Origin of the sequence: Pseudomonas kermanshahensis, assembly GCF_014269205.2 — a bacterium.
Lineage (GTDB): Bacteria > Pseudomonadota > Gammaproteobacteria > Pseudomonadales > Pseudomonadaceae > Aquipseudomonas > Aquipseudomonas kermanshahensis.
In genome coordinates this window covers 883,186-896,380 of sequence record NZ_JABWRY020000001.1, presented here as the reverse complement: position 1 = coordinate 896,380, position 13,195 = coordinate 883,186, and the positions used below count along the sequence as shown (strand labels likewise).

Genomic DNA, 13,195 nt, shown 5'->3' with positions numbered 1-13,195 from the left:
CTTCCACCGTGTGGCCGCCATTCCCTGGCAACCGCACCAACGGGCCAGTCTGCTAGCCCGCTTCGAATAACGCCATGGCCTCGACATGCGCCGTCTGAGGAAACATGTCGAGAATCCCGGCCCTTTTTAACCGGTACCCCTGTCCGACCAGCACCTGGGCGTCTCGCGCCAGCGTGGCCGGGTTGCACGATACGTAGACCAGCCGCTTGGCCTTGAGGCGTGCGATGTCTTGCACCACCTCGAAAGCACCGTCGCGCGGTGGGTCCAAGAGTACCGCAGAAAAGCCTTCGGCGGCCCACTCGGCACCTGCCAAAGGCTGCGATAAATCGGCCTGAAAAAACCGTGCGTTATGCACATTGTTGTTTCGGGCATTGGCCGCGGCCCGATCGACCATGGCCTGTACACCTTCCACCGCCACCACTTCACGCGCCTGCCGCGCCAACGGCAGGGCAAAATTACCCAGGCCACAGAACAGGTCAAGCACACGTTCGTCGGCTTGCGGTGCGAGCCAGGCTAACGCCTGCTCGATCATCGCCGTATTGACTTGGGCGTTAACCTGCACGAAATCACCGGGGCGCCAGGCCAATTCCAGCTGCCAGGGTTCGAGGGTAAAGCCCAGGGTCGTGGCCGCGTCTACCGGTGCCGGTTCACCCTCGCCCTGCAGCCAGAGCTGCGCCTTGGCCTCGTCGCAAAATGCCTGCAGGCGGGCCAGGTCATCCGCCGGCAGCGGTGCGACATGGCGCACCAGCAGCGCCTCAGCGGTGCCGCTGAACAGTTCCACATGGCCGATGACCTGCGGTTTGCTCAGCGAACGCAGCGCCGTCGGCAAGTGGCGCAGAATCGACTGCAAGGGCTGTACCAGCACTGCACAGTCGTCGATGGAAATGATGTCCTGGCTGGCTTCGGCACGGAACCCGACCTCCAGCTGACGCGCCTTGATGTCCCAGCGCACAGCCACCCGCGCCCGGCGCCGGTAGCCGAATTCCGGCCCGCTCAGGGGGGCGGCCCAGGCCTCGGGTTGCACGCCGGCAACCCGCTGCAGCTGTTCGGCCAGGGTGCGTTGCTTGAGCGCCAGCTGCGCTTCATGGGGCAGATGCTGCAGGTTGCAGCCGCCACAGCGGGAATAGTGCCGGCAAGGTGCTTCGCGCCGCTCGGGGCTGGCCTGCAGCACGCGCTCCAGGCGCGCCTCCACGACTTTGCCGCGGGCATTGAGCACACGGGCCTCGACGGCTTCACCGGCCAACGCGCCACTGACGAACCAGGTACGCCCTTCATGGAAAGCGATGCCACGGCCGTCACCGGCCAGGCGCTCGATATCCAGGCGCTGTTTCTTGCCCACGGGAACCTGGGGGCTACGGTTGCCACCGGCTGGCTGGAAGCGCAGGCCGCTGTTGCTTTTCTTCTTGGACATTTAGCTCGGATCAAACAGGCCAGTGGACAGGTATCGGTCACCACGGTCGCAGATGATTGCGACCATTACCGCGTTTTCCACCTCGCGAGACAGGCGCAGCATCGCCGCGACCGCACCACCGGAAGACACGCCGCAGAAAATGCCCTCTTCACGGGCAAGGCGGCGTGTGGTGTCTTCGGCTTCCTGCTGGGACATGTCGACCACGCGATCGACGCGGGTGGCGTCGAAGATCTTCGGCAGGTATTCCTCGGGCCAGCGACGGATGCCCGGAATCGCCGAGCCTTCCATCGGCTGCAGGCCGATGATCTGCACGGCTGGGTTCTGCTCTTTAAGATACTGCGAGCAGCCCATGATGGTGCCGGTGGTGCCCATCGAGCTGACGAAATGGGTGATAGTGCCCTGGGTCTGCTGCCAGATTTCCGGGCCGGTGCTGTTGTAGTGGGCGATCGGGTTGTCGCCATTGGCGAACTGGTCGAGCACCAGGCCGCGGCCCTCGGCCTGCAGCTTCTCGGCGAGGTCGCGGGCACCTTCCATGCCCTCTTCCTTGGTCACCAGGATCAGCTCGGCGCCGTAGGCCGTCATGGCGGCCTTGCGCTCGGCGGTGGAGTTGTCTGGCATGATCAGGATCATCTTGTAACCCTTGATCGCTGCCGCCATCGCCAGGGCGATGCCAGTGTTGCCCGATGTCGCCTCGATCAGCGTGTCACCCGGCTTGATCTGGCCGCGCAGTTCGGCGCGGGTGATCATCGACAGCGCCGGGCGGTCCTTGACCGAACCGGCGGGATTGTTACCTTCGAGCTTGAGCAGGAGCGTGTTGCTGGTCGCTCCGGCAATGCGCTGCAGGCGAACCAGGGGCGTATTGCCGACGCAATCGGCGATGGTTGGGTACTGCAAGGTCATGGCGTATTTCACAATCCGGACGGCAGGGGCGCCTATCATACCGGCAATCCTTTGCGCGCCATATCACGCAATCTGTGATGCATATAGCTACAAGCTATAACGAGGCGACCTGCGGCCGTGGGTTGTCCTTGGCAGTGGCCGGCACATGGAGCGGCAAGCGCATGCACAGGCGCAGCCCGCGCTTGCCATTTTCTGCCCACAGGGTCCCGCCCTGGCGCTGGATGGCACTGCGCGCAATGCTCAAACCCAGCCCGAAACCGCCGTCCCCAGGCCGCGAACCGTCCAGCCGCGAGAACGGCGCGAAGATCCGTTCCAGGTCCTCTTCTGCAACCCCACCGCCCTCGTCTTCCAGCCACAGCCGCCAGTGGTTACCGTCGCGCTGCCCACCCAAGCGCACCACGCCGTTAGTCGGCGAGTGGCGGATGGCATTGCGCAGCATGTTCTCCAGCGCCTGGGCCAGGTGGTTGAGGTTGCCCTGCACCCAGCAACTGGCGGGCAGTTCGCAGCGCAGGCGTTCGGGCGACCAGCCGCTTTCGTAGCTGGCATCCTCGGCGAGCAGGTCCCACAACGCTTGAACCTGGATGGGCTCAAGGTTCATCGGCGCACGCTCGGCATCCTGCCAGGCCAATTGCAGGGTGCCCTCGACCAATTGCTGCATGCAGTCCACTTCACGCGCCAGGCGTTCGCGCAGGTGCTGCAGGTCGGTTTCGCCATCGCAGGCCACACGTAGCCGGCTGAGCGGCGTGCGCATTTCGTGCGACAGGTCGCGCAGCATCTGTTGCTGCATGGCCACCGTACCCTGCAGCCGTTCGGCCATCTGGTCGAACGCGCGGGCCAGCTCGCCAAGTTCGTCATGCCGGGCGATGGTGCGCGAATCGAGGCGTGCCGACAGCTGGTCGGCACGCCAGGCATTGGCCTGCTCACGCAGTTGGTTGAGCGGCACGATCAGCATGCGGTACAGCCCAACGCACAGCAGCAAGGTGAACAGAGCGGGGATGATGCCGTTGGTCAGCACCCGCCACAGCATGCGGTACTCGCCGGGGTTGAGGCGCTCTGGCAGTTCGATCACCAGCATGCCCTGCTCCGGCGCCCCTGGGAACGGAATGCGCAGCCACGGCTGGTCGACACTGCGCCGGCTCATCGGCCAGTCGACGCCGCGCAGACGCGTCAGCCGTTGCATGATCTGGGGGTTCAGGGTGGCGCTGTCGAGCGGTCGCAGGTTGATGTCGAGCACGCCAACCCAGCCACGCTCGCGCTGGTGCATGGCCTGCACCCAGCGGTCCAGCCCCGCGCGCCCGTCACTGCGCCAGGCCTGCTCGGCCTCAGCCGCATAACCGCGCAGCAGTTGGCGGGCCGGTTCGGACAGGAAGGCGTTCTGGGTTTCCATGTGCCGGCCCCAGGTGTAGCTCAGGCCGATCATCAGCAGGCAGAAGCCCACCAGTAGGATGGCCAGCTTCCAGAACAGCGAATGGCGGTCGAGCATGGCTCACTCCATCTCGCTGGCGCTAAGCACGTAACCTTTGCCCCAGACCGTGCGGATCTGCCGTTCGTGGTAGCCGATGCCCTTGAGCTTGCGGCGGATCTGGCTGACATGCATGTCCAGGCTGCGATCATGCCGCGAGTAACCGCGCTGCAAGACCTGCTGATAAAGGAAGGGTTTGCTCAGCACCTCGTCCAGGTTGCGGTTGAGGATCTCGAGCAGGCGGTATTCGCTGGGGGTCAGGCCTGCCAGGCGCCCTTCGAATCTGACGTCGCTGAGCCCCTCGTCGAACTGCAACCCACCTCCGGCGGCCTCTTGCTGCGGCTGATGGCGCCGCTCCAGAGCCACGCGCCGCAGGATCGCCTCGATGCGTACCTGCAACTCGGCCATGCTGAAGGGCTTGGGCAGGTAGTCGTCGGCGCCGCGCTGAAAACCACTGATACGGTCGGCTTCGGCGCCCAGCGCCGACATCAGGATCACCGGCGTGGTGCTGCGCGTGCGCAATTGGGCCAGTGCATCCAGGCCGTTGAGCCCTGGCAGCAGGATGTCCATCAACACCACGTCGAATGCCTGCCGGCCTGCGGTTTCAAGGCCTTCGAGCCCATTACGGCACCAGGTCACCTGGAAGCCGCCACGCTGCAGCTCCTCGTGCAGGTAGGCACCCAGCACCGGGTCGTCCTCGATGGCGAGGATAGTGGAGGTATGAATAGCTACGGGATTCATTGGCAACTGCCATGCATTCTCAATTGCGCGATTATTGAGCATCCGCTCTGCTCTAGGCAACCGCCCTGCGACCAATGCCTCGACATGGCCACGAAAAGACAGACAAATGGGTGCATTAGCCGAGCAGGCGGAGTAACTTCCCGGCTTGGTCCGTCACGCAGTTGACGGCGTCCAGGCACATGACAGGAGGCAAGTGTGCTCGATCGTTTGGGAATCAGAAGCCGGGTCCTGCTGTTGGCCCTGCTGCCTGCCGGCTTGATGGCGCTGGTATTGGGCAGTTATTTCACCTGGCTGCAGCAAAGCGATTTGCGCACCCAGCTGCTGCAACGCGGCAAGATGATCGCCGAGCAACTGGCGCCGCTGGCTGCACCTGCCATGGCCAAGCGGGCCCCCGGGCAGCTGGAACGGATTGCCGCGCAGACCCTGGAGCAAACCGACGTGCGCGCGGTCGCCTTTCTTGCCCCAGACCGCACGCGCGTGGCGCATGCAGGCCCGAGCATGCTCAACCAGCCGCCCACGGGCGGTACCGGCACGCAACTGTTGCAACGCACCGGCAATGACGCCACCCGCTACCTGATGCCTGTCTTCGGCCACCACCGCGACCTGGCCACCGATGCCGTGCCGGCCGAAGCCGAGCGCCTGCTGGGTTGGGTCGAAATCGAACTGTCGCACGACGGCACCTTGCTGCGTGGCTACCGCAACCTGTTCACCAGCCTGTTGCTGATCCTCGCCTGCCTGGCCCTCAGTGGCCTGCTGGCACTGCGCATGAGCCGCACCATCAACGACCCGATAAAACGCATCAAGCATGCGGTCAATCAGCTCAAGGACGGCCACCTGGACGAGCGCCTGCCGGCCATGGGCAGCCACGAGTTGGACGAGCTGGGCCGCGGCATCAACCGCATGGCCGAAACCCTGCACAGCGCTCACGAAGAGCTGCAGCACAGCATCGACCAGGCCACCGAAGACGTGCGCCAGAACCTGGAGACCATCGAGATCCAGAACATCGAGCTGGACATGGCCCGCAAGGAAGCCCTGGAGGCCAGCCGCATCAAGTCGGAGTTCCTGGCCAACATGAGCCACGAGATCCGCACCCCGCTCAACGGCATCCTCGGCTTCACCCATTTGCTGCAGAAAAGTGAGCTGACGCCGCGCCAGCTGGATTACCTGAGCACCATCGAGAAGTCCGCCGACAACCTGCTGGGGATCATCAACGAGATCCTCGACTTCTCCAAGATCGAGGCCGGCAAGCTGGTGCTCGACAGCATTCCGTTCAACCTGCGCGACCTGGTCCAGGACACCCTGACCATCCTCGCCCCGGCCGCGCATGCCAAGCAGCTCGAGCTGCTCAGCCTGATCTACCGCGATACCCCATCATCGCTGATCGGCGACCCGTTGCGGCTCAAGCAGATCCTCACCAACCTGGTGAGCAACGCGATCAAGTTCACCCGCGAAGGCACCATCGTCGTGCGCGCCATGCTTGAAGACGAACACGAAGACAGCGCGCAGCTTCGCATCAGCGTGCAAGACACCGGCATCGGCCTGTCGCCGCAGGATGTGCGCACGCTGTTCCAGGCCTTCAGCCAGGCCGATAACTCACTGGCGCGCCAGCCTGGGGGTACCGGCCTGGGCCTGGTGATTTCCAAGCGCCTGATCGAGCAGATGGGCGGCGAGATCGGCGTCGACAGCACGCCGGGCGAAGGCTCGCAGTTCTGGATCAGCCTCAACCTGCCCAAGGCTCACGACGATGCCGAAGAGCTGCCGCTGCAGCCCCTGCTGGGCCGCCGCGCCGCCATCGTCGACAGCCATGAGCTGGCGCGCCAGGCGCTGGAGCACCAGCTCGAAGACTGCGGCCTGAGCGTCAGCCTGTTTGCCTCGTACGACCAGCTTCTGCATGCGGTACAGGCCGCAAGCCAGGCGGGCCACCCGTTCGACTTCGCAGTGCTCGGCGCCAACCTGGGCAACCTGACGCCCGAGCAGCTCGGTGAGTACCACCTGCAACTGGACCGCTACCAGTGCCAGTGCGTGGTGCTGTGCCCGACCACCGAACAGGCGCTGTACCACCCCTACCTGCCCAATGGCCATGGCCAACTCCTGTCCAAGCCGACGTGCACGCGCAAGTTGCGTCGGCTGCTGCTGGAGCTGATCCAACCGCGTCGCCCGCTGGGCGAGCCGAACATCCTCAGCGGCCAGCGCCAGCCGAAGATTTTGTGCGTCGACGACAACCCGGCCAACCTGCTGCTGGTACAGACCCTGCTCGAAGACCTGGGTGCCCAGGTGCTGGCCGTCGACAACGGCTATGCGGCGGTGCAAGCGGTGCAGGATGAACCCTTCGACCTGGTGCTGATGGACGTGCAAATGCCCGGCATGGATGGCCGCGCCTGCACCGAGCAAATCCGCCTGTGGGAAAACGCCCAAAGCGGCAGCCCGCTGCCGATTGTCGCCCTCACCGCGCATGCCATGGCCAACGAGAAACGCGCGCTGCTGCATGCCGGCATGGACGACTACCTGACCAAACCGATCAGTGAGCGGCAGTTGGCCCAGGTGGTGATGAAGTGGACCGGCCTGAGCCTGGGCGTGCCGCAGCAAGAGCGCTTGGCCGAACAGCGGCTCAACAGCGACGAACTGAAGGTGCTCGACCCCGACGAAGGTTTGCGCCTGGCCGCCGGCAAATCCGACTTGGCGGCCGACATGCTGGCCATGCTGCTGGCGTCACTGGAGTCCGACCGCCAGGCGATACGCGCCGCCCGCGAAGCGCAGGATCACACCACCTTGATCGAGCAGGTGCACCGCCTCAACGGAGCCTCGCGTTATTGCGGTGTGCCGCAGCTGCGGGCGGCATGCCAGCGCAGCGAGACCTTGCTCAAACAAGAGCACCCCCACGCGCAGCAGGCACTGGATGAACTGGACAGCGCGATCAGCCGGCTGGCGGCACAGGCACACATCAATGCCTGACAGCGCTGCCTTGCCCCTACTGTTGGATTGGCCTTGTGCCGCTGTAGGAGCAGCCTTGTGCTGCGAAGAGGCCCGTGACAGCAGCGAAGATTTACTGTGCTGTCACCGGCCTCTTCGCAGCACAAGGCTGCTCCTACAACGGCCACACAGGACGGCCAGCTACAATCCCCAGACATTCGCAAAGGAAGCCCGACCATGCGCGCCCTGTTGTTCAGCAGCCAGCACTACGACCAGGAAAGCTTCACCCAGGCCGCTGCCGGCACTGCCCTGGAGTTGCACTTCCAGCCCGCCCGCCTGACCCTGGACACCGCGCCCCTCGCCAGCGGTTACGAGGTTGTCTGCGCCTTCATCAACGATGAGCTCGACGCCCAGGTACTGGCGCGCCTGGCCGCAGGCGGCACGCGCCTGATCGCCCTGCGTTCGGCGGGCTATAACCATGTCGACCTGGCGGCCGCCCAGCGCCTGGGCCTGGCCGTGGTGCGGGTGCCAGCCTACTCGCCACACGCGGTGGCCGAGCACGCCGTGGCGCTGATCCTCGCCCTCAACCGGCGCCTGCACCGGGCTTACAACCGCACCCGCGAAGGTGATTTCACCCTGCATGGCCTGACCGGCTTCGACCTGCACGGCAAAACCGTCGGGGTGGTCGGCACCGGCCAGATCGGCGCTGCGTTCGCCCGCATCATGGCCGGCTTCGGCTGCCAGTTGCTGGCCTACGACCCCTACCCCAACCCAGACCTGCTGGCCCTTGGCGCCCGCTACCTGCCCCTGCCCGAGTTGCTGCGCGAGGCGCGCATCATCAGCCTGCATTGCCCGCTGACCGAGCACACCCGGCACCTGATCAATGCGCAAAGCCTGGCTCAACTGCAACCTGGCGCCATGCTGATCAACACCGGCCGCGGCGCCCTGGTCGACACCCCGGCATTGATCGACGCACTCAAGTGCGGCCAGCTGGGCTACCTGGGCCTGGACGTCTACGAAGAAGAGGCCCAACTGTTTTTCGAGGACCGCTCCGACCAGCCTTTGCAAGACGATGTGCTGGCCCGGCTGCTGACCTTCCCTAACGTGATCATCACCGCCCACCAGGCCTTCCTCACCCGCGAGGCGCTGGACGCCATCGCCGCCACCACGCTGGACAACATCAACCGCTGGATGGCAGGCAAACCCCAGAATCTGGTATCGGGTTAATGCTAGGATACGCGGCATTTCTGGAGGACCCATGGTCGAGCACGATTTCCGCTACACCCTTTTCAACCCGCAACACACCCTGATCGAGTGCCGCGCCCTGGTACCCGGCCGCTATCAGGTGACCGGCAACGGCGGTTCGATGCACAAGGGCGACACGCTGTTGGTGACCCTCAAGGGCAGCAAGGACTTGTCCATGCGACTGACCGTGGAAAGCGTGCGTCACCTGATCAACCCGCGCGGCCAGTGGGTTGCCGTGGCCAGCGGCCCGGTGTTCAGCGAACTGGAAATCCTCACCTGGCAGGTCGAGTGCGACCAGTGCGACGCCGTGCTGGACTTCGAGTTCGCAGTCGATGCCAAGCTGGGCAAAAAAGCCCGCCAGCCGGCGGCCAGCGCCCGTATCGCGGAGCTGGGCTGGGCCAGCCGTGGCGAGAAGCACCTGTGCCCGCGTTGCCAGGAGAGCGCTGAGTGAAAAAGCTGCTGACCGGCGTGCTGATTGCCACCGGCCTGCTCGGCTGCGCCGCGCAACCGTCAAAGCTGCAGCAGGTGCGCAGCTATGTACTGGAGTGGATTGGCGAACGCCCGCTGATCGATTACAGCCACCTTACCCTGACCCTGGCCAGCGATGGCCGCGCTTATGGCAATGGCGGCTGCAACCATTGGTTTGCCCCGTATACGCTGGAAGGCAAGCACCTGAGCTTCGGCAAGGTCGGCAAGACCCGCAAGCTGTGCGCACCGGCGTTGATGGAACAGGAAAAACGCTTCCTGCAGGCGCTGGAGACGGTACAACGCTGGGATGTCTCGCCTGTGGAGCAGATGCGCTTCTGGCCGGCCGAGGGCAAGCCGTTGCGGTTCTGGCCTGAAGAAGGTTGAGGGCTGCCGGGGCCGCTCTGCGGCCCTTCGCGGCACAAGGCCGCTCCTACAGGTAACCGCGTACGCTGGGATGACGCGGTCACCTGTAGGAGCGGCCTTGTGCCGCGAAGGGCTGCAAAGCAGCCCCAACTGGCATCATGCGCCCTTCAGGGCCTTGATCTTGGCCTGCAGCCCTTCCAGGGTCTGCTCACCCATCAGTTGCTCACGCACCTTGCCCTTGTCATCGATGATGTAGGTCACCGGCAGCGCCTCGCTGCGGGGCAGCTCGTAACGCTCGGCCGGGTCCTGCGCCAGCACGGTAAAGCCGATGCCCAGGGTGTCCGCCGCCTGCTTAAGGTCCTGGCCCTGCAAGCCATCGAAGTTCACCCCGACCACCTTGATCCCCTCGGCCGCCCATTGCTTGGCCGCCGCATTCAACTCAGGGATTTCGGTACGGCACGGTCCGCACCATTCGGCCCAATAGTTGAGCACTACCCAGTGCCCCTCGATCTGCTCGGCCTTTACCGTATTGCCGTGTTGGTCCACGCCGTAGTCGGCACCGCAACCACCGAGCAACAGGCCCGCGGTGATGGCCAGTACTGCTGCCAAACGCCTTGCCATGGGTCAATCCTTCTCGAAGTTTCAAGCAAATGGTTCAGTCGCTGCGGTTAGAATAGCCGCCACACCCAGCTGGATGCGACCCGACATGACTGACCTGACGCTCTATCATAACCCGCGCTGCTCGAAATCCCGCGGCGCGCTGGAACTGCTCGAAGCACGCGGCCTGGCGCCGACCATCGTGCGCTACCTCGAAACCCCGCCAGACACCGCCACCCTGACGGCCCTGCTCGGCAAGCTGGGCATCGCCCCGCGCCAACTGCTGCGCACCGGCGAAGACGAATACAAAGACCTGAACCTGGCCAACCCGGCCCTGACCGACGCGCAATTGATCGACGCCATGGCCCAACACCCCAAGCTGATCGAGCGGCCGATTCTGGTGGCCGGCGATAAAGCCGTGATTGGCCGCCCTCCCGAGAAGGTGCTGGAGATCCTGCCGTGAGCCAGCCCTTCATCCTGGTTTTGTATTACAGCCGCCATGGCGCCACCAGCGAAATGGCCCGGCACATTGCCCGCGGTGTCGAGATGGCCGGTATGGAGGCGCGCCTGCGCACCGTGCCGGCGATTTCCACTGAGTGCGAAGCTGTGGCCCCGGACATCCCGGCCAGTGGCGCGCTGTACGCCACCCTCGACGACCTGCGCCATTGCGCCGGCCTGGTGCTGGGCAGCCCGACCCGCTTCGGCAACATGGCCGCGCCCCTCAAGTACTTCCTCGACGGCACCAGCAGCCTGTGGCTGGGTGGCGAACTGGTGGGCAAGCCCGCCGGAGTGTTCACCTCCACCGCCAGCCTGCATGGTGGCCAGGAAACCACCCTGCTGTCGATGATGCTGCCGCTGATGCACCACGGCATGCTGGTGATGGGCCTGCCCTACAGCGAATCGGCCTTGCTCGAAACCCGCGGCGGCGGCACACCATATGGCGCCAGCCACCACGCCGGCGCCGATGGCAAGCGCGAGCTCGACCCACACGAAATCACCCTGTGCCGTGCCCTCGGCCAACGCCTGGCGAGCACCGCCAAGGCCCTGGAGGCCGCGCGTGGCTAAAAAGCCCAAGGTGTTGCCGCCGCTGCAATGGCTGGCACCGCGCCTGCGCCTGACGCGGGCACTGAGCCTGGCGTTTTTCTTTGGCCTGATCGCGTTGCTGGTGGTGAACAACCTGTGGTTCGCCAACCTGCACGGGGCGCGCGTCGAAGTGATTCTGGCGATCGAACTGGTGCCGCTGCTGTTGCTGCTGCCGGGCATGCTGAAGGGCAGCGCCCGGGCGCATGCCTGGGCCTGCTTTGTGGTGAATATCTATTTCATCAAGGGCGTGCTGGCGGCGTTCGACCCGGCACGGGCGCTGTTTGGCTGGGTCGAGGTGGTGGTAAGCCTGGGGTTGTTCATCAGCGCGCTGCTGTTTGTGCGCTGGAAGTTCCAGCATGAGCGGCGCATGGCGGGCGAAGGGAGTTGATTCAGGGGGCTGCTTTGCAGCCCCTTCGCGGGACAAGCCCGCTCCCACAGAGACCGCGTCGCCCCGACAATCTCAGTGGTTGACGGTATGCGCCAGCATCACCGAAAGCTGGCACAGGGGTCGCCCACTCTCGGCATGCCACTGGTTGAACGCCTGCTGCACCAACGCCAGGTCACGCTGGCTGGTCGGCTGTTTGTCGATCACTTTTTGCGCAATCAACGCTGCCGCCATATCCTCGGTCGGGATAAACGTGTCCTTGCCGACCATGCGCAAGAACCGCGGCGCCGATAGGCCACCCAGCTGGTTGCCATGCTTGGCCAGGTACTTCCACAGGCCGACGATATCGGTCACCGGCCAATCGGCGATGAACGCACCGAAACTGCCCATTTCCTTCGCCACATCCAGCACCATCTGCGCATTGCGCGGCACGCTCTTGAGCTTGCCCAAGTGGCGGATGATGCGCTCGTCCTGCATCAACCGCTCCAAGTGCTCGGCGCTCATCAGCACCACCTTCTCCGGGTCGAAACCGAAGAACACCTGCTCGAACGCCGGCCATTTGGCATCCACCAGGCTGTGCTTGAGCCCGGCGCGGAACACACGCAGGGCCAGGGTCGACAGGTAGCGGTCGTCGCTGATGTCGCGCAGTTGCGCAGGCGTGCGTGGCTGCGGCAGAAAGGCCTCGAGGGCCTGGGCCGAGCCGAAGCGGTTCAGGCAGTACTCATGCAGCCACTGATAATCGCGCATGGGGTCAGATGTTCAGCACATCGAGGAAACGCGGCGTGGCGTTTTCGTCGATCTTCAGGCTGGTGAAGTCGAACAGGTTGCGGTCTGCCAACTGCGACGGCGCGACGTTCTGCAGCGCGCGGAAGATGCTCTCGGTACGGCCCGGGTGTTTGCGCTCCCACTCCACCAGCATGTCCTTGACCACCTGGCGCTGCAGGTTCTCTTGCGAGCCGCACAGGTTGCACGGGATGATCGGGAATTCACGCATGTCCGAGTAGGCCTGGATGTCCTTCTCGCTGCAGTAGGCCAACGGGCGAATCACCACGTTACGGCCATCGTCGGCACGCAGCTTGGGCGGCATGCCCTTGAGCGAGCCGTTGAAGAACATGTTGAGGAAGAACGTCTCGACGATGTCGTCGCGGTGGTGCCCCAGGGCCATTTTGGTCGCGCCGATTTCGTCGGCGAAGGTGTACAGGGTGCCACGGCGCAGGCGCGAGCACAGCGAGCAGGTGGTCTTGCCCTCGGGCACCAGTTCCTTGACCACCGAGTAGGTGTCTTTCTCGACGATGTGGTACTCGACGCCCAACTCCTTGAGGTAGGCCGGCAGCACGTGCTCGGGGAAGCCCGGCTGCTTCTGGTCCATGTTCACCGCCACGATCTCGAACTTGATCGGTGCCACCTTCTGCAGGTGCAACAGAACGTCGAGCATGGTGTAGCTGTCCTTGCCGCCGGACAGGCAGACCATGACCTTGTCGCCATCCTCGATCATGTTGAAGTCGGTGATGGCTTCGCCGGCGAGACGACGCAGGCGTTTTTGCAGTTTGTTCTGGTTGACCGAGAGGGTGCCCATAGCGCTTGGATCCGCGAGGTGTGACAAAAGCCGGCTATTTTACGCACAAACTAC

At 64.6% G+C, this 13,195-nt stretch carries 14 protein-coding genes; 7 read left to right on the top strand and 7 right to left on the bottom strand.

Going from position 1 to position 13,195, the window contains the following annotated elements; all coding sequences use genetic code 11:
• Positions 1 to 52 precede the first annotated feature (52 nt).
• The 4 genes from rlmD to HU764_RS04135 form a co-directional block, all read right to left on the bottom strand.
• Complete coding sequence (gene rlmD / locus HU764_RS04150) at positions 53 to 1,411, bottom strand: 23S rRNA (uracil(1939)-C(5))-methyltransferase RlmD (RefSeq protein WP_186702970.1); 1,359 nt, start codon at positions 1,409 to 1,411, stop codon at positions 53 to 55.
• A complete protein-coding gene (gene cysM, locus HU764_RS04145) occupies positions 1,412 to 2,311 on the bottom strand; it encodes a cysteine synthase CysM (RefSeq protein WP_186703046.1) in 900 nt (299 codons plus the stop codon).
• Between the two features lie 94 nt (positions 2,312 to 2,405).
• The gene (locus HU764_RS04140; RefSeq protein ID WP_186702969.1) at positions 2,406 to 3,794 is read right to left on the bottom strand and encodes a sensor histidine kinase; all 1,389 of its coding nucleotides are present in this window, start codon (positions 3,792 to 3,794) and stop codon (positions 2,406 to 2,408) included.
• Between the two features lie 3 nt (positions 3,795 to 3,797).
• Positions 3,798 to 4,514, bottom strand: a complete 717-nt coding sequence (locus HU764_RS04135) for a response regulator transcription factor (protein WP_186702968.1) — start codon at positions 4,512 to 4,514, stop codon at positions 3,798 to 3,800.
• Between the two features lie 195 nt (positions 4,515 to 4,709).
• Between HU764_RS04135 and HU764_RS04130 the strand changes: the two genes are divergently transcribed.
• The 4 genes from HU764_RS04130 (at position 4,710) to HU764_RS04115 (ending at position 9,521) form a co-directional block, all read left to right on the top strand.
• Positions 4,710 to 7,466 carry a response regulator gene (locus tag HU764_RS04130; protein ID WP_186702967.1) on the top strand — a complete coding sequence of 919 codons (2,757 nt, stop codon included), beginning with the start codon at positions 4,710 to 4,712 and terminating at the stop codon, positions 7,464 to 7,466.
• Positions 7,467 to 7,661: 195 nt separating this feature from the next.
• Positions 7,662 to 8,651 carry a 2-hydroxyacid dehydrogenase gene (locus HU764_RS04125; RefSeq protein WP_186702966.1) on the top strand — a complete coding sequence of 330 codons (990 nt, stop codon included), beginning with the start codon at positions 7,662 to 7,664 and terminating at the stop codon, positions 8,649 to 8,651.
• 31 nt (positions 8,652 to 8,682) lie between these two features.
• Positions 8,683 to 9,120: a hypothetical protein gene (locus HU764_RS04120; RefSeq protein WP_027595843.1), complete on the top strand. Its 438-nt coding sequence runs from the start codon at positions 8,683 to 8,685 to the stop codon at positions 9,118 to 9,120.
• Positions 9,117 to 9,521, top strand: coding sequence for an META domain-containing protein (locus tag HU764_RS04115; RefSeq protein ID WP_186702965.1), 405 nt, complete (start codon positions 9,117 to 9,119; stop codon positions 9,519 to 9,521). Before HU764_RS04120 ends, HU764_RS04115 begins: the two co-directional genes overlap by 4 nt.
• A gap of 135 nt (positions 9,522 to 9,656) precedes the next feature.
• Here HU764_RS04115 and HU764_RS04110 read toward each other — a convergent pair whose 3' ends face one another.
• Complete coding sequence (locus tag HU764_RS04110) at positions 9,657 to 10,121, bottom strand: TlpA disulfide reductase family protein (RefSeq protein WP_027595841.1); 465 nt, start codon at positions 10,119 to 10,121, stop codon at positions 9,657 to 9,659.
• An 85-nt stretch (positions 10,122 to 10,206) separates the two neighbouring features.
• Between HU764_RS04110 and arsC the strand changes: the two genes are divergently transcribed.
• Genes arsC through HU764_RS04095 form a run of 3 tightly spaced genes read left to right on the top strand, consistent with a single transcriptional unit; the run spans position 10,207 to position 11,568 of the window.
• Positions 10,207 to 10,560, top strand: coding sequence for an arsenate reductase (glutaredoxin) (gene arsC / locus HU764_RS04105; RefSeq protein ID WP_027595840.1), 354 nt, complete (start codon positions 10,207 to 10,209; stop codon positions 10,558 to 10,560).
• Entirely contained in the window at positions 10,557 to 11,162 is a 606-nt protein-coding gene (gene wrbA / locus HU764_RS04100) for an NAD(P)H:quinone oxidoreductase (protein ID WP_027595839.1), read from the top strand. Before arsC ends, wrbA begins: the two co-directional genes overlap by 4 nt.
• The gene (locus HU764_RS04095) at positions 11,155 to 11,568 is read left to right on the top strand and encodes a DUF2069 domain-containing protein (protein WP_186676081.1); all 414 of its coding nucleotides are present in this window, start codon (positions 11,155 to 11,157) and stop codon (positions 11,566 to 11,568) included. Before wrbA ends, HU764_RS04095 begins: the two co-directional genes overlap by 8 nt.
• A 72-nt stretch (positions 11,569 to 11,640) precedes the next feature.
• Here the strand turns inward: HU764_RS04095 and HU764_RS04090 are convergent, their stop codons facing one another.
• Both HU764_RS04090 and ttcA read right to left on the bottom strand, forming a co-directional pair.
• Positions 11,641 to 12,312 (bottom strand): DNA-3-methyladenine glycosylase I, encoded by a 672-nt coding sequence (locus tag HU764_RS04090; protein WP_186702964.1) that lies wholly within the window; start codon positions 12,310 to 12,312, stop codon positions 11,641 to 11,643.
• Between the two features lie 4 nt (positions 12,313 to 12,316).
• Positions 12,317 to 13,141, bottom strand: coding sequence for a tRNA 2-thiocytidine(32) synthetase TtcA (gene ttcA / locus HU764_RS04085; protein WP_027595836.1), 825 nt, complete (start codon positions 13,139 to 13,141; stop codon positions 12,317 to 12,319).
• Positions 13,142 to 13,195 lie beyond the last annotated feature (54 nt).